This window comes from Roseobacter insulae (assembly GCF_019375555.1).
Classification (GTDB): domain Bacteria; phylum Pseudomonadota; class Alphaproteobacteria; order Rhodobacterales; family Rhodobacteraceae; genus Roseobacter; species Roseobacter insulae.
This window is the reverse complement of sequence record NZ_JAHXDN010000001.1, coordinates 843,065-863,793: the sequence shown is the minus strand read 5'-3', so window position 1 is coordinate 863,793 and position 20,729 is coordinate 843,065. Positions and strand designations below refer to the sequence as shown.

Annotated in this window: 25 protein-coding genes and 1 pseudogene; 7 read left to right on the top strand and 19 right to left on the bottom strand. The window is 56.7% G+C overall.

The window, feature by feature from the left end; translation table 11 throughout:
* The first annotated feature begins 24 nt into the window (after window positions 1-24).
* Genes flhA through KX928_RS04185 form a run of 4 tightly spaced genes read left to right on the top strand, consistent with a single transcriptional unit; the run spans window position 25 to window position 4,302 of the window.
* Window positions 25-2,049 (top strand): flagellar biosynthesis protein FlhA, encoded by a 2,025-nt coding sequence (gene flhA / locus KX928_RS04200; protein WP_257883590.1) that lies wholly within the window; start codon window positions 25-27, stop codon window positions 2,047-2,049.
* Window positions 2,046-2,816: a flagellar biosynthetic protein FliR gene (locus KX928_RS04195; protein ID WP_219499342.1), complete on the top strand. Its 771-nt coding sequence runs from the start codon at window positions 2,046-2,048 to the stop codon at window positions 2,814-2,816. Before flhA ends, KX928_RS04195 begins: the two co-directional genes overlap by 4 nt.
* Window positions 2,813-3,901 carry a flagellar type III secretion system protein FlhB gene (gene flhB, locus KX928_RS04190; protein WP_219499340.1) on the top strand — a complete coding sequence of 363 codons (1,089 nt, stop codon included), beginning with the start codon at window positions 2,813-2,815 and terminating at the stop codon, window positions 3,899-3,901. The genes KX928_RS04195 and flhB overlap by 4 nt, the downstream gene beginning before the upstream one ends.
* The gene (locus KX928_RS04185) at window positions 3,898-4,302 is read left to right on the top strand and encodes a hypothetical protein (protein ID WP_219499339.1); all 405 of its coding nucleotides are present in this window, start codon (window positions 3,898-3,900) and stop codon (window positions 4,300-4,302) included. Before flhB ends, KX928_RS04185 begins: the two co-directional genes overlap by 4 nt.
* A 151-nt stretch (window positions 4,303-4,453) precedes the next feature.
* On the opposite strand, the gene KX928_RS04180 is transcribed toward KX928_RS04185, so the two are convergent.
* Genes KX928_RS04180 through KX928_RS04140 form a run of 9 tightly spaced genes read right to left on the bottom strand, consistent with a single transcriptional unit; the run spans window position 4,454 to window position 9,168 of the window.
* Window positions 4,454-4,984, bottom strand: coding sequence for a flagellar basal body-associated FliL family protein (locus KX928_RS04180; RefSeq protein ID WP_219499335.1), 531 nt, complete (start codon window positions 4,982-4,984; stop codon window positions 4,454-4,456).
* A gap of 12 nt (window positions 4,985-4,996) precedes the next feature.
* Window positions 4,997-5,728: a flagellar basal body L-ring protein FlgH gene (flgH, locus tag KX928_RS04175; RefSeq protein WP_219499332.1), complete on the bottom strand. Its 732-nt coding sequence runs from the start codon at window positions 5,726-5,728 to the stop codon at window positions 4,997-4,999.
* Window positions 5,729-5,737: 9 nt separating this feature from the next.
* Window positions 5,738-6,130, bottom strand: a complete 393-nt coding sequence (flgA, locus tag KX928_RS04170) for a flagellar basal body P-ring formation chaperone FlgA (RefSeq protein ID WP_257883507.1) — start codon at window positions 6,128-6,130, stop codon at window positions 5,738-5,740.
* Window positions 6,131-6,159: 29 nt separating this feature from the next.
* On the bottom strand, window positions 6,160-6,945 hold the full coding sequence (gene flgG, locus KX928_RS04165) for a flagellar basal-body rod protein FlgG (protein ID WP_219499326.1): 786 nt from the start codon (window positions 6,943-6,945) through the stop codon (window positions 6,160-6,162).
* A 25-nt stretch (window positions 6,946-6,970) separates the two neighbouring features.
* Window positions 6,971-7,684: a flagellar hook-basal body complex protein gene (locus KX928_RS04160; RefSeq protein ID WP_219499322.1), complete on the bottom strand. Its 714-nt coding sequence runs from the start codon at window positions 7,682-7,684 to the stop codon at window positions 6,971-6,973.
* Window position 7,685: 1 nt separating this feature from the next.
* Window positions 7,686-7,955 carry a flagellar biosynthetic protein FliQ gene (locus tag KX928_RS04155; protein WP_219499321.1) on the bottom strand — a complete coding sequence of 90 codons (270 nt, stop codon included), beginning with the start codon at window positions 7,953-7,955 and terminating at the stop codon, window positions 7,686-7,688.
* A 1-nt stretch (window position 7,956) separates the two neighbouring features.
* Window positions 7,957-8,286 carry a flagellar hook-basal body complex protein FliE gene (fliE, locus tag KX928_RS04150; protein ID WP_219499319.1) on the bottom strand — a complete coding sequence of 110 codons (330 nt, stop codon included), beginning with the start codon at window positions 8,284-8,286 and terminating at the stop codon, window positions 7,957-7,959.
* Between the two features lie 49 nt (window positions 8,287-8,335).
* On the bottom strand, window positions 8,336-8,728 hold the full coding sequence (flgC, locus tag KX928_RS04145; protein WP_219499317.1) for a flagellar basal body rod protein FlgC: 393 nt from the start codon (window positions 8,726-8,728) through the stop codon (window positions 8,336-8,338).
* A 14-nt stretch (window positions 8,729-8,742) separates the two neighbouring features.
* Window positions 8,743-9,168: a FlgB family protein gene (locus KX928_RS04140; RefSeq protein ID WP_308342156.1), complete on the bottom strand. Its 426-nt coding sequence runs from the start codon at window positions 9,166-9,168 to the stop codon at window positions 8,743-8,745.
* 54 nt (window positions 9,169-9,222) lie between these two features.
* Here KX928_RS04140 and KX928_RS04135 point away from each other — a divergent pair, with 54 nt between their 5' ends.
* Window positions 9,223-10,599, top strand: coding sequence for a FliI/YscN family ATPase (locus KX928_RS04135; protein ID WP_219499315.1), 1,377 nt, complete (start codon window positions 9,223-9,225; stop codon window positions 10,597-10,599).
* Between the two features lie 265 nt (window positions 10,600-10,864).
* Here the strand turns inward: KX928_RS04135 and KX928_RS24310 are convergent.
* The 6 genes and pseudogenes from KX928_RS24310 to KX928_RS04105 all read right to left on the bottom strand — a co-directional run.
* Window positions 10,865-11,110: pseudogene (locus tag KX928_RS24310) on the bottom strand (DUF1217 domain-containing protein); the annotation flags it as partial.
* Between the two features lie 272 nt (window positions 11,111-11,382).
* The gene (flbT, locus tag KX928_RS04125) at window positions 11,383-11,787 is read right to left on the bottom strand and encodes a flagellar biosynthesis repressor FlbT (protein ID WP_219499313.1); all 405 of its coding nucleotides are present in this window, start codon (window positions 11,785-11,787) and stop codon (window positions 11,383-11,385) included.
* Window positions 11,784-12,155, bottom strand: coding sequence for a flagellar biosynthesis regulator FlaF (gene flaF, locus KX928_RS04120; protein ID WP_219499311.1), 372 nt, complete (start codon window positions 12,153-12,155; stop codon window positions 11,784-11,786). Before flaF ends, flbT begins: the two co-directional genes overlap by 4 nt.
* Before the next feature lie 72 nt (window positions 12,156-12,227).
* A complete protein-coding gene (locus tag KX928_RS04115) occupies window positions 12,228-13,484 on the bottom strand; it encodes a flagellin N-terminal helical domain-containing protein (protein ID WP_219499310.1) in 1,257 nt (418 codons plus the stop codon).
* Between the two features lie 209 nt (window positions 13,485-13,693).
* The gene (locus KX928_RS04110; protein WP_219499307.1) at window positions 13,694-14,053 is read right to left on the bottom strand and encodes a flagellar protein FlgN; all 360 of its coding nucleotides are present in this window, start codon (window positions 14,051-14,053) and stop codon (window positions 13,694-13,696) included.
* Window positions 14,043-14,324, bottom strand: a complete 282-nt coding sequence (locus KX928_RS04105; RefSeq protein ID WP_219500093.1) for a rod-binding protein — start codon at window positions 14,322-14,324, stop codon at window positions 14,043-14,045. The genes KX928_RS04110 and KX928_RS04105 overlap by 11 nt, the downstream gene beginning before the upstream one ends.
* 92 nt (window positions 14,325-14,416) lie before the next feature.
* On the opposite strand from KX928_RS04105, the gene KX928_RS24225 reads away from it, so the two are divergent.
* Together KX928_RS24225 and KX928_RS04095 are read left to right on the top strand one after the other, a co-directional pair.
* On the top strand, window positions 14,417-15,811 hold the full coding sequence (locus KX928_RS24225; protein ID WP_219499304.1) for a flagellar hook-length control protein FliK: 1,395 nt from the start codon (window positions 14,417-14,419) through the stop codon (window positions 15,809-15,811).
* An 11-nt stretch (window positions 15,812-15,822) separates the two neighbouring features.
* Complete coding sequence (locus KX928_RS04095; RefSeq protein ID WP_219499301.1) at window positions 15,823-16,488, top strand: flagellar hook capping FlgD N-terminal domain-containing protein; 666 nt, start codon at window positions 15,823-15,825, stop codon at window positions 16,486-16,488.
* A 12-nt stretch (window positions 16,489-16,500) separates the two neighbouring features.
* On the opposite strand, the gene KX928_RS04090 is transcribed toward KX928_RS04095, so the two are convergent.
* Genes KX928_RS04090 through KX928_RS04075 form a run of 4 tightly spaced genes read right to left on the bottom strand, consistent with a single transcriptional unit; the run spans window position 16,501 to window position 20,669 of the window.
* On the bottom strand, window positions 16,501-17,826 hold the full coding sequence (locus tag KX928_RS04090) for an NAD(P)/FAD-dependent oxidoreductase (protein ID WP_219499298.1): 1,326 nt from the start codon (window positions 17,824-17,826) through the stop codon (window positions 16,501-16,503).
* The gene (locus KX928_RS04085) at window positions 17,823-18,641 is read right to left on the bottom strand and encodes an ABC transporter permease (RefSeq protein WP_219499293.1); all 819 of its coding nucleotides are present in this window, start codon (window positions 18,639-18,641) and stop codon (window positions 17,823-17,825) included. The genes KX928_RS04090 and KX928_RS04085 overlap by 4 nt, the downstream gene beginning before the upstream one ends.
* Window positions 18,638-19,513 carry an ABC transporter permease subunit gene (locus KX928_RS04080; RefSeq protein WP_219499292.1) on the bottom strand — a complete coding sequence of 292 codons (876 nt, stop codon included), beginning with the start codon at window positions 19,511-19,513 and terminating at the stop codon, window positions 18,638-18,640. The genes KX928_RS04085 and KX928_RS04080 overlap by 4 nt, the downstream gene beginning before the upstream one ends.
* A gap of 28 nt (window positions 19,514-19,541) precedes the next feature.
* Complete coding sequence (locus tag KX928_RS04075; protein WP_219499290.1) at window positions 19,542-20,669, bottom strand: ABC transporter ATP-binding protein; 1,128 nt, start codon at window positions 20,667-20,669, stop codon at window positions 19,542-19,544.
* Between the last annotated feature and the right edge of the window lie 60 nt (window positions 20,670-20,729).

The window sequence follows — 20,729 nt, the reverse complement described above, 5'->3', positions numbered from 1 at the left end:
ACGATACTGCTCGCCGTCGCATTGATGGCGGTGATCGTCATGATGATTTTGCCTATGCCAGCCTGGGTCTTGGATGTCGGCCTGGCTGCATCTTTCGCACTGGCAATCCTTATATTCACGGTCACGTTATTCATTGAAAGGCCTTTGGACTTCTCTGCGTTTCCGACAATTTTGCTGGCCTCACTGATGTTGCGGCTCTCACTGAACGTGTCGTCCACCAAGTTGATTATCGGACAGGGTCATACCGGCACGGATGCTGCAGGCGATGTCATTGAAGGGTTTGCTCAGTTTGTGATGGGCGGAAGTGTCTTCCTCGGCCTCGTTGTATTTTGCGTTCTCCTGATCGTGAACTTCATGGTGATCACGAAAGGCGCGACCCGGATGGCGGAAGTTGGCGCGCGGTTCGCGTTGGATGGAATGCCAGGCAAACAGCTTGCAATTGACAGCGACATGTCCGCCGGTGCGATAACCCATGCCGAAGCGCGCGAGAGACGTGAGCGAGAACAGCAGGAAACAACTTTTTTCGGATCGCTTGACGGTGCCTCGAAATTCGTGAAAGGCGATGCGGTTGCGGGTCTGCTCATCACTCTGTTGAATCTTGTGGCCGGTTTGGTCATGGGTATTGCCGTTCATGGAATGCCCATAGGCCAGGCCTTTGAAACATATGCTATTTTGACGGTTGGAGACGGCTTGGTATCGCAAATTCCGGCCGTTGTGATTTCAATTGCCTCGGCCCTGCTGCTCGCACGTGGCGGAGCACAAGGGGCCACCGATCTGGCGGTTTTCAGCCAGCTTGGCAAACACCCGTCGGCAATCGCAACGGTTGCAGTTTTGATGGTTCTGTTCGCACTGTTCCCCGGCCTGCCTTTTGCGCCCTTTATCTTCGGAGGTGCATGCCTGGGTACCGCTGCATATTGGCTGCACCGTCAGGCCCGATCGACACAGCAGACACCGGACGCTGACACAGCGGAGGAACAACTGCCCAAAGACAAACCCCTGGGGGATATCCTCGAACTCGACGACATCCATGTCGAATTCGCTCCGGATTTGGTGAATATGGTACTGGATCCGGGCACAGGGCTGGATGCGCGGATTTCCAACATGCGCACGCATGTTGCTTCCGTATTCGGCCTGATCCTTCCGGAAATCCGCCTGACGGATAACCCTGCCCTTGAAGTCGGAACCTATGTCTTGCGCATTCAGGGTGTTGAACAAGCGCGCGCGCAGCTGAACCCGGATCAAATTCTCGCGCTGATTCCGGAGGGGTCAACATCGGCTCCGAACGGGACAGACACGACCGAACCGGTGTACGGGGCTCCCGCCCGGTGGATCAACAATCGCGATCACGAAAAAGCTGCGTTGGATGGGTTGACGCTCGTCACGCCAGCCGAAATCCTCGCAACCCATCTGTTGGAAACGGTGAAGCGCAACTTCAGCAGGTTGCTGTCGCTGAAATCGCTGCGTCGATTGCTCTCGGAAATGACAAATATCTCCGATCCAACACGCGCCGAGGCGAATAGAAAACTGCTGGACGAGATGATACCCGACAAGGTGCCAATTGATGTGTTGCACGCTGTCTTGCGATTGTTGTTGGACGAGCAGGTTTCCATCAGGAACTTGCCACTAATTCTGGAAGCCACGGCCGAAGCGCGTGTGCAAAATGCACAGCCTGAAGCAATCTGCGAACATGTTCGGCAACGATTGGGGTTCCAACTCATTGCAGAATTGAAGCGCGAAGACGGCACGCTGCCGCTGGTTCAATTGGCCCCGGAATGGGAGGACACTTTCAACACCTATCAGATCGAGGCGGATCGTGGCCTCGACATCGCGCTACCACCCGACCTGTTCAATCAACTGGCAGAAAACGTCTCCGAAAAGCTGCAATCCGCCAGCCAAAACGGGATCAACGCCGCAATCGTGACGAACACCCGCCGACGTCGGTTCTTGCGTACGGTCATGCGCGCCAAGGGTATTTCCAACCCTGTTTTGTCTTTTGAGGAGATCGGGCTGGATGCGCGGCCTGCGCTTGTAGGGGTTGTCGCGGCATGACAGCCATCGCGCAACTGTTGCCTTTTTTGAACGAAGCGATCTGGCACGGTTTCGCGGTGTTCTTGCGCGTCGCGGCATTGGCCTCCCTGCTACCTGCATTTGGCGAGCAATCCGTGCCCGCCCGGATAAAACTGGTGGTAGCCATGGCGTTTACAGTCGCCGTGGCACCCGCCGTGGCAACAGTCCAAGCGCCTGAGGATCTTGGTGATCTCGTACTGCTGTCTCTCACCGAAATTCTTGCGGGGCTTGCATTGGGGATCGGGATCCGCCTGTTCGTCCTTGCCCTTCAGACCGCGGGCACGATTGCCGCACACTCGACATCGCTCTCGCAGGTTTTCGGAGGCGCCGGGGTCGATCCCATGCCCGCGATGGGCTACGTTCTGATCGTCGGCGGTCTGGCCCTGGCGGTCATGACAGGGTTACACGTCAAAGCCGCAGAAATGATTATCTTGTCCTACGAATTTTTGCCCATTGGCCGGTTCACCGACGGGTCAGTTCTGTCCGAATGGGGCGTGGCACAGGTCGGACGGGCATTCACGCTTGCATTCACATTGGCAGCGCCATTTGTCATTTTGTCAGTTCTCTACAATGTGGCGCTGGGTGCAATAAATAAAGCCATGCCGCAGTTGATGGTCGCATTTGTGGGTGCACCCGTGATCACAGCCGGTGGATTGTTCCTGCTCCTCATGGCATCCCCCTTGATTCTGTCCGTTTGGCTGGATGCGATGGATGGGTTTTTGCAAAATCCGTTTGGGCCCACCCGATGAGCGACACATCAGATCAAAGTGACAAGACATATGATGCCACGCCTCAAAAACTCCTCGAGGCGCGCAAAAAAGGTGAGATCGCGCGCTCGACAGAGGTTCTGACAGCTGCGGCCTATGCCGGTTTGCTGCTGGCATTTGTTGCCGCCGGCAGCGGTGGGCTGATCGGGGTGGGCACGTCGATGATGGTGTTGATCGATCAGTCTGCCCAACTCGCTCCCCTCTTTTTCAACGGGTCTGCCAGTGCGCCAACACAGGGTTTGCTGCGCAGCGTGGTAACATCCCTGTTCCCGATCTTTGTTCTGCCCGCGCTTGCGGTTCTGCTTTGCCTTATCGCACTCAAGGGAATTGTTTTTGCGCCGACCAAAGTCGCTCCGAAACTTTCGAAAATCTCCATCATCGCAAACGCCAAAAACAAGTTCGGACGAACCGGGCTTTTCCAGTTCTCGATCAGTTTCGCCAAGTTGCTCATCTACTCAGCCTGTCTTGCTCTTTTTATCAATGCGCGCCTGGAAGAGATGGTTGCCGTGTTGCAGACCAACCCTCGGATCGTCGTCGTTCTTCTTGCTGAAATCTGCCTTTCGTTTCTGTTGGTGGTTGTCATCGTATCCGGCATTATCGGGGTTATCGATGCAATCTGGCAGCACTTCGAGCATCTTCGTAAAAACATGATGACCCGCAAAGAAATCATGGACGAAACCAAGAACAGTGAAGGCGATCCGCACATGAAGCAGGAGCGGCGTCAGCGTGCCCATGCCATTGCAGGTGCTCAAATGATGGCCGATGTACCAACAGCGGATGTGATTATTGTAAACCCGACGCATTATGCGGTTGCACTGAAATGGGAAAGAAAACCCGGGCAAGCTCCCATATGTGTCGCCAAGGGCGTCGATGAGATCGCAATGCGGATAAGGGAGATCGCGACGGAGAACGCAGTTCCAATTCACAGCGATCCACCAACAGCGCGCGCCCTTCATGCCACAACCGAGATCGGAGACCAGATTGCCCCGGATCATTACCGCGCAGTTGCAGCCGCGATCAGGTTTGCGGAAGCGATGCGCAGGAAAGCAAAGGCGCGACCATTTTGAAACACGATGACCTGAAACTCTTGCATGGGTTGGTTGAAGCGAAGTACCAGGTCCGGCAACAAGCCTTTCAATCCTTGCTCTCCAGAGAAGCTGCGCTTCGGAACGATTTACAAAAACTGGAAGCTCAAGGACGTGCGTCAGAGAGTGAAACAGCCTCGGATATGCGCGCGATTGGAGGGGATGTCATTTGGAAGGCATGGCTGGGAAAAGCGAGGACATCACTCAACATGCAGCTGGCGCTTGTGCTGGCCGAGAAAGAACAGCACGTACGACAGGTTCAGCAAGCCTATGGCAAAGTCCTGGCAACGGAAGAGCTCATGGCAAAATCTGACAAGGAGCAACGCCGACAAAGGCAAACTGCTCAGTTGGCGCAAGCCATCGCCCTGTCGGTAATCCGCTAGGCACCCCCAACCATGCAACCTTGTATGAAGCGGGGGATGCTTCTTCGACGCCAACCTACCGGTGCTTGACCAGCGGCTTCATCACGCTCATCCAGCCTGATCGCCAAGGGTCAATGACCAACCGGTTTTTCCACCGGTTGTGCCAGGGCTGTTAGTAGTCCTGGCGTGCAATCTCGAATATGAGCACATCGTTTACGATATCCTCACCCATCACGTTCTGGGCGACTTTGCGGAGATTGCGCCGCACCGCATCGAGGTTGCTGGTGTTGGTAAATTCGCCATTAAAGCCGCCGACACTGGCATGATCGAACAGCACGCGCAGAATCTCATCTCTCAGCTTCGGCTCCTTGTCCAGAACATCTTCCCCGTACCCCTGCACCACCTCGACGCTGAGGGACATCACGACCAGGGCGGACACGCGCTCTTGTGCAACCAGCGGAACGACAAATTGGTTGGGCAGACGGATATATTCCATTCCGTCTGCCGGTTCATCGCCCGCATGCTCATCACCATGCGCTTTATCATTCTTTTTGGTCGCGTCTTTTGCTTCCTTGTGATCAGCTTCGGCCGGCTCTTCATGGCTGACTTCTTGTTCAACTGGCGGCGGTCGCAGGAAGATGCCCGCACCAACACCGGCACCTGAGCCAACCAGGAGCATAATAATCGGGAGAAGCTTTTTCATGTGATTTTGCTCCTAGAATGGCAGAACGCTGTCGAGGACTTGCTGACCAATTCTCGGCTGCTGGACATCCGAAATCTGACCCCTGCCGCCATAGGAAACCCGGGCGGTTGCAATCTTGTCATACGTGATTTCGTTTTGGCGCGAGATATCCTCGGGGCGCACATAACCTGTCACGAGCAATTCCCGCATTTCAAAGTTGACCCTCAACTCCTGACTGCCAGCAATGGACAAAACCCCATTGGGCAGAACATCGACGATTGTCGCCGCGATCCGCAGTGTCAGCTTTTCGTTGCGTTTGACAGATCCATCGCCTGACGAACTGCTGCTGGAATTGATGGAGACGGCCTCAGACGTCGACGCCCCCTCGGGAAGACGTTCATCAATGCGCTGCGGCAAACCGAACAATCCCGGGATACCCAGACTTTCAGACCCGGATCGGGACCGATCCGTCGCGTTCGATATCTCCGCCTCCTCATCAATTTCGATGACCACGGTCAGAATATCGCCCTGTTGAATGGCACGGCGATCGCCCAACAGCGACTGACGAGCGCCCGACCACAGGGAGGCCCGTTCCGTCGGCCCCTTCGCATCTGCACGCAACGGCAATCCCGGTGCCATCATCGCGTTGTGTTCAGTGGTCGTTGTTGGCGACGTAAAGGACGGCGGCTTGCCAAGATGGTCCATCCGACCGCAGGCTGCTACAACCACAAGACCGGCACCAATGGCGCAATTACGGATTTTCATAAGAGATTCCTACCTTTGAACTTGCACGGATCCATCGGGCTGTATGTGGCCAAACAGAGTGGCGCGGGATGTCAGATTCATGATCCGAACCCGGTCTCCGACACCGCCACGTTCCAGCGACCTGCCTTCCGTGGTGATGATCAGGCCTGCGGTCTGAAACCGAAGGGACACGATTTGATTGCGCGACACCAAAGCCGGCGGCCCGATGCTATCGACCAGAATGGGTCTGCCTGCATAAAGCGTGGTTTTGGCCTCCTGTCCGATCACATCTGTGACCCGGTCAAAGCCATTCGCCACATGACCCGCCTTTGTGCCAACGTCCACCTCCGTGATGATGGCGTTTGCGCGGATCGTTCGCGTCGGTACGACCGTATCGGCAAGCGCCGCGCAGGCCGACGACATTGCCCACAGTGCTATGACGAAACACCGGGTCATCGGATTTGCGTCGTTGCGCCCATCATCTGGTCTGCGGCCGATATGACCTTCGCGTTCATTTCGTATCCGCGCTGAGCTTCGATCAGTTCGGTAATTTCACGCACAGCATCTACGGAGCTGTCCTCGAGATATCCCTGGCGAACGGTGCCGAGCCCATCCTCTCCCGGCGTAGAGACCAGAGGCGGGCCGGAGGCTTCCGTCTCCGCAAAGAGGTTGCTGCCCAGGGCTTCAAGGCCTTTTGCGTTGGTGAAACCGGTCATATTGAATTGACCTAGCAACTGGGCGTCCGGCGAATCCGAAAAATATGCGTAAACCTCGCCGGATGCATTGATGGAAATGCGTCGCGCATCGTCCGGAATGACGATTTGTGGCTCAACCGCGAAGCCGTCTGACGTCACGATGAGCCCTTCACCGGTCCGTTTTAAAGCACCATCCCGCGTATAGCCTGTCAAACCGGATGGCAGCGTCACCTCAAGATATCCCTGGCCTTCGATCGCCAGGTCAAGGTCACCCCCCGTCGCGCTGAGCGATCCCTGTTGCAGTTGGACCGACACCGCCGCGGGCCGAACCCCCAACCCGAGTTGAACGCCCGTAGGCATCACGGTGCCATCCGTCGCACTGATGGTTCCCGGCCGCGTCATCTGCTGGTAATGCAAGTCGGCAAACTCGGCGCGACGCGCATTGTAGCCGGTTGTGCTCATGTTGGAGAGGTTGTTCGAAATGGTTTCGACCCGCATCTGCTGGGCGCTCATTCCGGTAGCTGCAATCTTTAGGGCGCGCATCGGGCACCTCCTTTACTAAACTGGCTTATTGAGACAACGCCCGCATTGCTTGACGCACGCGTTCATCTTCGGCTTCGAGGAAACTTGCGCCAAGCTCGTACGCGCGCTGAACTTCGATCATGCGCGTGAGCTGTGTCACCGCATCAACATTGGAGTTTTCAACGAATCTTTGCAGAACGCGCGCTTGCTCGGCGGGGTCGTAGCCATCGTCCGCGCGGAACATGACCCCGTCCTCACGGATCATGCCTTGCGGATTGGTGGGCTGCACGACACCGATCTGCCCGATCGGGTTGCCTTCACTGGAGATCGTGCCGTCGGCCGAGACCGCGACGTCTTCGGCACCCGGTGGGATGAACACAGGGGCACCGCCCGCATCAAGAACCCGGTACCCGTCGAAAGTCACCAGGTCTCCTTCGGCATTGGGTGAGAAAGCGCCCGACCGGGTGAGACGTTCGCCGGATGGTGTCTCGACAAGGAAGAATCCATCTCCTTCGATCGCGAAGTCGAAGGTGCCGCCGGTTTGGGTCAATGCCCCTTGCTGAAATGATGTCTGGCGTGTGTTGCCTTGACCCATGGACAGACTGTTGGCCCCGTCGATTGATTTCACAAATTCCGAAAACACCAACCCTTCTTGCCGGTATCCGGTTGTGGCGGAGTTGGCGATGTTGTTCGCCACGATTCGCATTTCCCGCAGCAGTCCGGATTGACGTGTCAGTGTTGTGTAGCCAGCGTTGTCCAATTTATCCTCCGATAATCAAAGGGATGATGCGGTCATGAAAGAACGACACCAGAGTCTGTGTCATGAAGCCCATCGACATCCAGAAAACGATCACGATGGCGGCGAGTTTCGGCACGAAGGTGAGTGTCATCTCCTGAATTGACGTGAGCGCCTGCACCAGCCCGATTGACACACCGGTGATGAGGGCCGCAGTCAGGATCGGGATGGAAATGATGACAGCAATCCAAAGGCCTTGGCGCAAAGTGTCAAAAAACAGGACCTCATCAAGCATGTCAGACCGGCATCCGCAGAATTTCCTGGTAAGCTTCGACCACCTTGTTCCGCACACTTACCGCCGCCTCGACCGCCAGCTCCGTCTGGGCCAATGCCTGCACCAAGGCGTGCGGATCGGCATCGCCAATCATCGAAGCTTTTGCGGTTTCTTCGCTTTGCTGAAGCGTTTGGGCGAAATCAAGAGCGACCTTGCCAACCGACTCCATCACGCTGGGGGTCTCTTCTGGTGTTGGCTCGGTTGCCGGCCGGGCCTGGGCGTAGCTTTCAATGGCAGCGGCAGGTCGCGCATTGGTAAACTTCTGAATTGCTGAAACAGCTTTCATATCCATTCTGGATCTCCTTGTAGTGACGAGGCAATTTCATTGCCGCAGTAGCATTCTATTTTCTAAGTAAGTCCATGAGACCACTCGACATTTTACGTGTCTGCTCGAATAGTTTCAGATTGGCTTCATAGCTGCGCTGAGCTTCGCGCGCATCGCCGAGCTCGATCATCAGATCGACATTCGAACCGTCGAAGTAACCTGTCTCATCGGCCATCGGATGGGCGGGATCATAGACCCGTTCCAGCGATGTGCGGTCCAGTCGGACCCGGCTGGTTTCGACCGACGAGACACCGCTGCCGGCGTTGAACGAGGTTTCAAAGGATACCAGTTTGCGACGGTATCCCGGTGTGTCGGCATTAGAGATGTTTTCGGCCAGATGCCGCAGTCGCGTGGCCTGCGCCTTGAGGCCGCTGGACGTTACACTAAGTGCTTTCGCAAAATCGTTCATGAAACGTTCCCCTATTATGATCTGCGCATCGCGGTGCGAAGAATGCCAAGCGAGGATTTGTAGATGGCCAAGGCGCGGTCATGCTGCCGCTTGGCATCCAGAGACTTCAGCATTTCACCTTCCAGCGAAACCGTGTTCCCGTTCGGCGACGCAATTGCCGATTCATCAATCATCGGCTCCGCAACACGGCCATCACCCGCGCCATGCAAGTGGCGCGACCGCGTTGCAAGCTGTCCAGGCGCTCCTCTGCCAGACATGTTGCTACTATAAGAATCGGCAAAGGACGCGAGATCACGCGCCTTGTAGTCGGGAGTGTCTGAGTTCGCGACATTTTGCGCGGCGACCGCCTGCTTCTGGCCAGCATGCACCGCCATCGCGTGAGAAATCTTGAAGACTTCCAAATTTTTAAACATCGGGGCTTCTCCCTCGTGCAGTTTCATCAAGGCTTAACTCTGATTCCTTTAGAAAGAGTGTGCGAACACAAAAGGATTGCCATGAACAAGCCTCTGCCATTCGACGGCCTGACCGCGCAGATCACAGATCTGAACCCTGTGCGCGCCATCGGGCGGGTGACCCGTGTAGAAGGCGGCGTTATCCATGTGTCCGGCCTCGCTGGCAAAGCGCGTATCGGCGATCTGGTGGTCGTCTACAGGCAAGGTGATCCCCTGTCGGGCGAAGTGTTACAGTTGGAAGGGGATATCCTTGTTTTATTGCCCGATCAGGCCCCCGAGGGTGTCGCACTGCAAGACCGAGCAGCACTTTTGGAAGCGCGCGGCATCGCCCCTTCTGACGCATGGATCGGCCGTGTCATTGACCCTTTCGGAAATCCTCTGGACGGCAAGCCCCTGTTGCGGGGCGCGCAGGCACGGGCGCTCCGCCGCGCGCCACCTGACCCGGCGGCAAGACGTGGGTTTGGAGAGCGGCTGAACACGGGCATGGCGGGGCTCAACACCCTGCTTCCGGTGGTTCAGGGTCAGCGAATCGGATTGTTTGCGGGGTCAGGTGTCGGCAAATCCAGTCTTCTGGGGCATCTGGCACAACACATGACGGCTGACGTTGTTGTCATTGCCATGGTCGGCGAACGCGGTAGGGAATTGCGTCACTTCATCGAACAGGTTCTGGGACCCAATGGTCTCAAGCGCGCCATTGTGGTATGCGCGACGTCGGATCAATCACCCCTGATCCGGCGGCGATGCGCCTGGGCCGCAATGTCTGTGGCCGAGCATTTTCGGGATCAGGGGCAGTCGGTATTGTTGCTGGCAGATTCGATCACGCGATTTGCCGAAGCTCATCGTGAGGTCGCCGTCGCTGCAGGAGAAGCCCCCGTCTTGCGCGGGTACCCGCCGTCCACCGCGCACCTTATCATGTCCCTGTGTGAACGGGCCGGGCCAGGCCATGGAGGACAGGGTGATATCACGGGCGTCTTCAGTGTTCTGGTTGCGGGCTCCGACATGGATGAGCCCATCGCAGACATTTTGCGCGGCGTGCTGGACGGACATGTGATCCTTGACAGAGCCATTGCCGAGCGCGGTAGATATCCTGCAATTGATGTTTTGCGGTCTGTATCGCGCAGTTTGCCGGACGCAGCGACAGAGGATGAAAATGCGCTGTTATCCAAAGCACGTCATTTGCTATCTGTCTACGATCGCAACGTCATGATGATACGCGCCGGCCTTTATTCAACAGGCAGCGACCCGGAAATTGATGCGGCCATTCAAATCTGGACCGAACTGGATTCGTTTCTTGCAAAGGTCGAAAGGCAAAGCGTTGCAAATAGCTTTACCCAACTGGAGCTCATATTGCGCCGTGTTCGCGGTTCCTTTGGCTCCGGAAACTCTGTGCCAACACAACGGCCGACCTCAGCCGCATAGAGAATTGGACCATGCCCGCAGCGGCGTCAGGGCAGTCGAGCTTGAGGTTTGAAACGACGCAAGCTGGGTGCGCACGATTGATTTGGCAATAGCATCATTGAGGGATTCAGGACCTGTGACTTGAGCCAATTCAGCGCTACCTATAAAGGACGTTGCCTGAATATGCTTGGATGTTGATCAACATCCACTCGATCAACTGCCGCTGGCATGTTCAGCGCTTTTTCGAAGAGAGAGAACGCATCGGCGGTCGCCTCCGGGTTGCAGACTATATGGAGTCGTTTGACATCGCTGCGCCAGAGATATCTGAGAGCTGTCGCTGAGCAAACAAGGCAACACGCACGCTGTCACCCTGTTCGCCGGTGGCGATTTCGAAACGACCAGCCTCGCATTTTTCAATGAATTTGTTGGCAAAACTGTCACGCCGCATTTGCGCGTCTTCAGCTGGACCCAAACCGAACGCCCTGGAGAAACTTACGTTTCTTGTATCGGAAAAGCGGTTGGCGAGGGCCTTGTTGCTTGATGTGACTTCTTACAACAGTTTCGGGGCGAAACATCTGTTTCAATATTGCCCCTGAAGACCGGCTACCCCCAAAAAAAACCTCCAGCAATTGACGGTACGCCACGAGTTCTTGGGCACCGGTGATCGCCCTAACCCTTTGTGTGAAATAATCCAATGCGCGGCCTATTTGGCGCGACTGACCGATCACGTCAACGGCGCGTTCTACGTCGTTTGCAGGGCACCCCGACGCAACAGGCCGGATACCGGTGTTACCCTCCTAAACACTAATGCGGTCTTGCTGCCAAAAGACGGTCTTCGCGTGGTAGCAGCGCGCGCAGGGCCTTCAGCGCGCGGTAATGCTGTTTCTCCACCAACCCGCGTGTCGCTTCCGCAAGAACATTTCGGCTGTCGGAATCCGTGAATACCTGGCTTAATTCTTCGATCTGGCGCAGCAAGGGAAGATGGGCTTCATCGGGGCTCTTGTCTCCGGAGAGAACCAATTGCATTGCGAAACAGGCGCGCCGAACCGGCGTTTTCGCGTCTTCAGGATGTATGGCATCCCGGAGGCGCAAAATATTCGCATCCGGCGTCATAATTGCCAATCTGCTTCGGCGGTCACCGTTTTCGATGACAACGCCGTTTATGAGAACACGTTCCTTCGGGCTGAGTTTCAAAACAAGTCCGCTCATGCCGGTTCTCCCTCATGTTTAAGGCCGCGAAGTATGGTCGCGTTTATCTCAAGCAACGCAACGGCACTATCTTCCTTGCGAAGCACCTTCTGCGTGTGGATGCGCGTAAAGTCCGCCAGATAGACAATCCGTGCCCGTAACTCGTCGGGCAGCAGGTTCTTGTCATCAATCACGTCCAGGGCAAGTGCCGTCCACAACTTGGTATTTTCGTAGAGCGCTTCGGCAAGTTTTGGAAAATCGTCGGTTTCGATTGCTTTTTTGATACGGTGCGAGATCCGTGCAATCACTTCATACTCGGCACTGCGAGCCGTTCTGGTTGGTGATGCTGCGGGCGCGTATGCGCGTTGAGCCTGAGCGAAAGCGTTCACGGGGCAACCTTTACTGAAAAATTCAAATTAAGGAGTTCAAGGGCGCGATTGCTCGCGCCCTTGAGATATCGCTTAACGGAAGAGCGACAGGATTGTCTGCGGCGCCTGGTTGGCGATGGACAGAGCCTGAACACCCAGCTGCTGCTGTGTCTGCAGAGCCTGTAGCTTGGCCGAGGCCGCTTCCATGTCCGCATCCACAAGCGCACCGATACCAGAGGTCAGCAGATCGCTCAACTTGCCAACGAACTCAGCCTGAGTTTCAATGCGCTTACCGGCAGAACCAAGAACCGCAGCCGAGTCGATCGATGTCTGGATCAAACCTTCGATAGCACCCAAAGCGGCTTCTGCGCCGTCTTCAGTGGTCACGTCGAAGTAGTTGAGCAGGGACAACTTGCCACCGATTGACGTGTTACCGTCGTCTGTAGCACCGGTCAGTTTCTGCATGTCAGCAGCCACAATCGCGTTGGCGGCACCACCCGCGGCTTTGTCATTTGACGCATTGATCTGACCTGCAGTTGTTCCGTCAGCTGAGAAAGTGATTTCTTTACCCAGCGAGTCGGCTGCGAAGTTCAATGCGGTGATGAGCCTGTCCTGAATGTCCGCAACGGTATCGCCGTCGTTTACGCTAACGACGATTGAGTCAGCAAGAGCATCGCCCTCAAGCGAGTCAATCGAGAACATTACCCCGGCAGCGGCATCAGCAGCTACAACCGTGTAGGCAGCAGCTGGCGCGGCACCCACAGCAACAGTGTTAGCGGTCATCGCGTTCGCGGCCGTGCCGGTGCCAGCTGCGCTAAAGACGCCTGCTGTTGTCGACAGGTCCTGTTTAGTAACGTCGATATTTGAGGACGTCACACCGGTAGCAGACCGGTCCAGCGATGACAGAATGCTGGAAGTACCGCTATCGGCGTCATAGCCAGAGTTGGACAGAATGTTGAGGCCGTTAAACTGCGCCGCTCCGGAGATGGATGCGATCTGGTTGGTCAGAGCCTCGATGTCTGTCTGGATCTTGTCGCGGTCAACGTTATCTTCCTGCGAGTTGACGACCTTGCTTTTGATTTCGTTCAGAAGGTCGGCGATGCCCTCTGCGGCGTTCAGCGCGACGCCCACCGTTGCCTGACCCAGAGACAGCGAGTCGGAAATCGCTTCGAAGCCGGCCACGTCAGACTCCATAACCTTCGAGATGGCCCATGTGGCAGCGTTGTCCTTGGCGCTTTCAACGGTTTTACCGGTCGAAATCTCGCTTTGGACTTTACCCAGGTTCATGTTGATGGACTTGAGGGTTTGCAGCGCAACCATTGCGCTGTTGTTTGTAAGAATGCTCGACATAAGCATGTTCCTTTGATCAATCACGCTTGGCGTGAATTAAGCCCCGGCGATTTCCCGGCAGGGCAAAACTGTCTTTCTGACCAATGCAGTCGCCTTTATCTGACGATGCGCCACCCGACCTCGGATGCATGGACTAAATGCCCGGGGAAAGGCTAATGAGTGCTTAAACTGAGCAATCCCTGTCTGTTGGTTTTTACTTAAATGCGCTGTCAGGCTCTTTTCTCGACGACACCGTCAGCTGTCATGTCAATCGTCTGGCGCGTACCGTGCTCGTCGTAAGTATCAAGCGAACTGCGCACACGACGCAGCGTGGCAAGACGGCGCGCCACGGACCGGATGCCTTCCAGCGCGTGGTCGAGAAGAAGCTGATTGCGTTTGATCTTGGTGTTGAGCGCCTCCAGTGGGTCGCGCGCGCCGTCTTCAAGTTCGGCCAACTGATCAATCAGCGTTTCCTTCCGCTCAAGTAACCTGCCGACCTCGTCAAGGTTTCCGTTCAACAACGCGGTGCGCTCCGCGTCCAGAACATCATCCAATGCCTCCATGACTCCGTCGAATTCCTCATGCGCCATCCTGTTTCTCCTTCAATGCCTGAAATAGTGATTCGGTCAGACCGATGCCCCCGGCTTTCACCATCTGCATCGCCTGTTCCTGTACCAGGAAAGATCCAAACTGATCCTCCCCCGAGCCACCGCCAAAGTGGTCTCTCGTCTTGCCTAAGCCCGCGGATTTCAACATTTCTGCGAGGAAACTGGCCTCCAGCTTCTGAGCAACTTCGCGCAGGGCGAGGTCACGATTGTTGGTCGGCGCACTGTTCGGCCCGACCGGCGTAATTGCTGACATAACAGGTGTCTCCAATTGCAAGTATTTTTCTGGATCATGCGCGCAATCGGTAAAGATGCAGTAACTAACATCGGTCATAAGGCGCCTGTAACGTGGAAGAACTCCCGGAGATGCCTGTGCTAGATATTCCGATGCTGCAACCAACGCCAAAGGCGGAACAGACCGATACAACACCTTCGCCCAAAGAGGCGAAAGCAGACAAAACCCACGATCAGGCGGAGGCGGATTTTGACAGCGCCTATGCGCAGGAAGCCGACAATCAATCTGAGAAACCGGCGGAAGAGGCGGTAGATTCGGATGGTGATTCCGAGCGCGCGGCCAAATCCGAGACGCCGAACACCGAAGATGAAGCCCCGCAGGTCACCTTCGCCGACACAGAAGACGACACTCCGGAGTCCCTTACGTCTGATCCTGAAAAAGGCGAAGCGGCGAGTGATGACAAAGGCACGAAAAAGCCGGTTGCTGATTCACATGAACTCGCCTTTGCGCAGCGACTGCTGAGCACACGCTCTGCGGACCATCGCGGCGAGCCCGCGCCGGACCAACAGGCGGTTGTTTCTGACGACCCGAAGAGGGCCAAGGGCACCATCATCGAAGGCCTGCCAAGGGGTGAAAAACAGGCGGCCACCGCCAAGGATCAACTTGCCGTCAAAGAGCCGGTATCACTCCAAAAGACAGTCCCCGCGGCGGAGAGTGCTGGAAGGCCTCCCGAAAACCCAACTGCAAAAGTGACATTGCCAGCCGCCGCAGTACAGAATTCTCAGGCCCAAGCGATGCCGGGGCAGATCCCGGCAATGACAGAGGATCGTGTAATCAGGGAAAAGACCGACCCGCGCGCGGCCGACGCAGAACCCCGGATAGCGCCGGTGTCCGTCAGCAATACGTCAAGACCGGCAACAAAAACCCCCTCGGCAACCGCAACGCTGGCCACCTCATCCGCCACACCCGCGATGTCGCAACTGACGGCCCAGGCTGACCTGACCGGGCTGGAGCAGCCGATGTCCGTCAGTGGCGACGTTGAAGCACCAGCGCTTTGGGATGCGCGCGGCAGTTCTGCCACAACCCTGACGCAGACACTGGCGCGACCGGAAACGCCTTCGATGATCGGGCGGCAGATGGCTGAAGCGTTACAAAGACTGCCTGACAGACCGGTAGAGCTGTCGCTCAACCCCGAGGAACTGGGGCGTGTCCGGCTCAGCATTTCCGTCGCTGAAGGCGGCATCACCGTCAGCGTTCTTGCGGAACGGCCCGAAACGCTCGACCTGATGCGCCGCCATATCGATCAGCTCGCACGTGAGTTCCAGGCATTGGGCTACGAAAACATCGGGTTCGCCTTCAATGAGGGACAAACCGGATCAGGCAAAGAAGGTTTTGGTGATCCTGAGTCTCCCTCGGCATCACGCGACCAGACCGGGATCAGTGCGGAAGAGCCTGTTGCAACAACGATAACCCTCACGCCAGCGTCCGGCGTGGACATGCGTCTTTAAGGAGAAACCCCATGGAAGTCACGAACTCCCCAGCAACACAAGCGGCAAGCGCCGCCGCATCCGCGCCTGCGCAGAGTGCTGCGGTCCTGTCGTCCGACTTTGAAACCTTCCTGCAGATGCTCACGGCGCAAGCCCGGTATCAGGACCCGCTGGAACCGATTGATTCCTCGGAATATGCCGCGCAGCTTGCGCAATTCTCTATGGTCGAACAGCAGGTTCTATCAAATGACCTTTTGGAAGCGCTTGGCAGTCAATTGGGCGCTGGCAATATTGCGCAGATGGCAGGCTGGATCGGCATGGAAGCGCGGACCACAGCACCCGTATCATTCGATGGCGCCCCGGTAACCGTCATGCCACGCTCGGAAACCGGAGCAGATGAAGCCATTCTGATCATCTACAATGCGAATGGCGACGAAGTGCAGCGACGACAAATCCCTACCGGTCCCGAACCTGTTGAATGGGCCGGCTTGAAGGACGATGGCACCCCGTTCGATCCGGGCCTCTATAGTTTCGCCGTTGAAAGCCGCGCTGTTGGCAAGACGATCGGCACAAATGCGGCAGAGACCTATGCGCGCATTACCGAGGCACGTCGACAGGGAACTGATACCGTCTTTATCCTGCAAGGCGGATCGTCGGTAACATCAGACGATGTGGCAGCGCTGCGCGATCCGGCCTAAAGGGTTCGCACCTTAAAGATCGGACACCATTAAACCGGCGTAAATCGGTGGCATAACGATGCGCCTGCTGCGCCCAAATGGAAACTTCGCAAGCGGTTGGCGCATTGCAGCCGGATAGTGCGGCGGCGACTTGCCCTGAAGCAAATCCGCCAAAATCCGGCCGGAAAGGGTGCCCATCGCCACACCATTTCCATGGTAGCACATCCCTGTCCACAGCCCGGGGCTGCCGGGCACTTCGCCGACAAACGGCGTTCGGTTGCGGGCCAGGCACACCATGCCAGACCAGCTGTGGGTTGTCTCAACCTCTGCCCAGGCCGGAAAGATTTTCTCAAAGTCGCGCCTGATCCTCCGCCGTGCCCGTGCTTCGGCGTCAGGCCCGGTCAACAACCCGCCGCGCATTCCGAACAGAAACCGGCGATCGGGCATCAGTCGAAAGTAGTGCAGCAGGTTGCGGGTATCGAAACTCATCTGGTCAGAGGACCAGCCCTGGTGATGCAACTCCGCTCTGGTCAGGGGGCGCGTCACCAGCACGTTCGATTGCCCCGGCATGTAACGACCCGCAAGCCATGGCGGCACATCTTCGGACGAATACCCATTGGTGGCGACAATGACCTGATTGGCGGCCACCTCACCATGGCCGGTTTTTACCAGGTAGCCGTTTGCACTTGGCAGAATGCGGCTCACCGGGCTGTCATGGAAGAGTTGCGCTGCGGATTGCTGCGCGGCTTCAGCCAACTGAGTGATGTATTTCATTGGATTCAGCGCAAACCCGACAGGCGTTGTTACCGCACCGTAAAACGGACCTGCCAATCCCTCCCCGGCCAGCGCATCCTTTTCGATAACATGTGGCTCGACACCATAGTTTTGGACTATTCTGTCCGCCTCGGCGCGCAACGCCTCCATGTCTTTCGCGCGATGCGCCAATTGAGTTTCGCCTTGCGAGTGTCGGTCCACTTCCATGCCGAATGCGCCCAGCAAGTCGGCCACCGTCTCGACGGCGGCTTTTTCTGCGGCCCGGTAGGCAAGGCGTTCTGCACGACCGACGCGCGCATCAAGTGTACCGTCGTCCACCATGCTGCCGCCCAGGCAGCAAAACCCGCCGTTGCGACCCGACGCACCCCAACCGGGGTAATGCGCCTCCAGCAAGATGACCTTTTTTCCGGCGCGTGCGAGATGCAGTGCCGCCGAAAGACCGGTAAATCCCGCACCGATGATGCAAACATCTGCGCTATGCGCACCGGCGAGCGACGGGCGGTCGGGAACGGCGCAGGTATCGTTCCACCAGCATCCGGTCCTTGGGCCCTCGCCATACGCATAGTCGGAGAAAATGCGTTTCATGCCGTGCGTGCCGCTGCCTGCTCATCCCTCTGCTGGCGCAGGCTGTTTTGTTTCGACACCAACGAAGCGGAAATCACCCCAACGGTGACAATGCCGATCATGATGGTCGACAATGCGTTGATTTCCGGGGACACACCAAGCCGAACGGCAGAGAAGATCTTGATCGGGAGCGTGGTGGCAGACGGCCCTGCGGTAAAGGAGGCGATCACCAGATCGTCGAGGCTGAGCGTGAAGGCGAGCAGCCAGCCCGAAATGACCGCAGGCGCAATAATCGGCAAGGTTACCAGCCGAAATGCATCAAAACCCGAGCAGCCAAGATCGAGCGCGGCTTCTTCCAGCGACCGGTCGAATGTCATCAACCGGGATGACACGACGACGGATACATAACACATGGAAAAGGTTGTGTGAGCGAGCACGATCGTCAGCACGCCGCGGTCCAGCCCGATCCCGATAAAGAGCAACAGCAGCGACAGGCCCGTGATCACTTCAGGCATCACGAGAGGTGCATAAATCATGCCGGAAAACAGGGTGCGGCCCAAAAAGCGCCCGCCACGGACCAGCACGTAAGCAGCCATGGTGCCCAGAACGGTGGCCAGCGTCGATGACGTGACCGCAACCTTGATCGTCACCCAGGCGGCATCCAGAAAAGCTTCATTCTGGATGAGTTCACCGTACCACCTGGTCGAAAACCCGGCCCAGACGGTCACAAGTTTGCTTTCGTTGAACGAATAGATGATGAGAATGACCATTGGGAGATACAGAAATGCGAATCCCAGCGTCAAGGAGGTGACATTGAACCAGCTCAGTCTGTTCATGCCTCGTCCTCCGCCTGCCGCTGCTGATTACGCTGAAACAGGATAATCGGGATGATCAGGATGAGCAGAAGGATCACCGCAACGGCGCTGGCAACAGGCCAGTCCCTGTTGTTAAAGAATTCCTCCCAGAGCACTTTGCCGATCATCAGCGTACCGGAACCGCCCAGCAGTGACGGGATCACAAATTCGCCAAGGGCGGGGATGAAAACCAGAAAACTGCCCGCGATGATTCCATTCTTGGACAAAGGAATCGTCACCAGCCAAAATGCCTGGAACCGGGAGCAACCAAGGTCTTCCGCCGCCTCGATCAGTGAGCCATCCAGCCGATCAAGCGCTGCGAAGATCGGCAAGATCATGAAAGGCACATAGGTGTATATGATACCGATATATACGGCGGTGTTTGTGTTCAAAATGGTCAGCGGTGTCGAAATCACCCCTGTCCACAGCAGAAACTGGTTCAGGAAACCCTCCTGGCTGAGGATGCCCATCCACGCGTAGACACGGATCAGAAAGGATGTCCAGAACGGCAGGATGACCAGCATCATCAGGGTTGGTCGCCACTCTTCCGGCGCACGCGCCATCGCATAGGCAATCGGATACCCGACCAGCAATGTCAGAAACGTGGAGACGAGCGCGATGCGCAACGAGCTGACATAGGCACGCCAGTACAGATCGTCCGAGGCGAGAAAAGCAAAGTTTTCAAAATCGAGTGCCGAAAAAAACGGGCCAAACCCGTCCTTCAGCGTTGGCGTATAAGGTGGGATTGCCAGAGCGATATCAGAGAGGGATATCTTGAAGACAATCACAAACGGGATCAGAAACAGCGCCAGAAGCCAGGCATAGGGAACGGCGATCAAAGCCAGTCTTTGCATTATTTGCCCCTCCGCTGCCTGTCGCTTCTCATTCTGCCAACAACACGCCCGCCGTGGCGGTCCAGGACAGCCACACCGAATCTTCCCAGGTGAATCCGCGCCGCGATACGCGCCGGGTGTTGGCCGTTTGAGCCTTGATGACCTGTCCGCCCGGAAGCTCCACGTAATAGGTCGACAGATTCCCCAGATAAGCAATGTCCAGAACCTTGCCCTGGACTGCATTATCCGCGTCTGCCGTTCGGTCGGCACTGATCGATACTTTTTCCGGTCTGATCGCCAGATGGCATGTCTGACCCTCGGAAAATGACGTCTCAGAAACAGCGCTGAAAGGCGGCTGCCCATCTGTGTGAAGGATCTCGTATCTGTCGCTGCCAGAGGGTTTCGCCGTGCCTTTGATGATATTCACGTCCCCAATAAAATCAGCCACATAGACACTGTTTGGCGCTTCGTAGATACGTTCAGGCGTCGCAACCTGAATGACCCGTCCTTCGTCCATGACCGCGACCCGGCTGGCAACGGTCATGGCTTCCTCCTGGTCGTGGGTCACGATCACGAATGTCGTGCCCGTCTTCTCCTGGATGTCCATCAATTCGAACTGTGTCGCCTGCCGCAGTTTTGCATCCAAAGCACCCAGCGGCTCATCCAGCAGCAGAAGTTTTGGCGCCTTGGCCAGGCTGCGCGCCAGAGCAACCCGTTGTCTTTGCCCTCCGGAAATCTGATGCGGCTTGCGCCGGGCGAACTTCTCCAGCCGCGTCAGCTTCAGCATCTCCCCGACACGGTCATCAATATCGTTTTTCGGCATGTCGCCGCGGCGCAGACCAAAGGCGATATTCTCGTAGACGCTTAGATGCGGAAACAGCGCGTAGGACTGGAACATCATGTTGACCGCGCGCTTGTTGGGCGGCACCGGTGCGATGTCCTGGCCGGCAAGTTCGATCTTGCCTTCGGTTGGCGCCTCAAAGCCCGCCAGCATCCGCATCATCGTTGTCTTGCCGCAGCCAGATGGCCCCAGCAGGGCGAAAAACTCCTGCTCGAAGATATCCAGCGAGAGGTCGTCAATCGCAACGAAATCACCAAAGCGCTTGGTCACACAGTCAAAGCGGATCAACGGTTTCTTGGAAGGGTCGTCCCATGGGGCAAAGACGGTTTGCGTCACGTCATGTCCTTCTTGTGCCCGGTGATCGGGCTAATGCAAAAAGGGCGGTGTCTGATGACC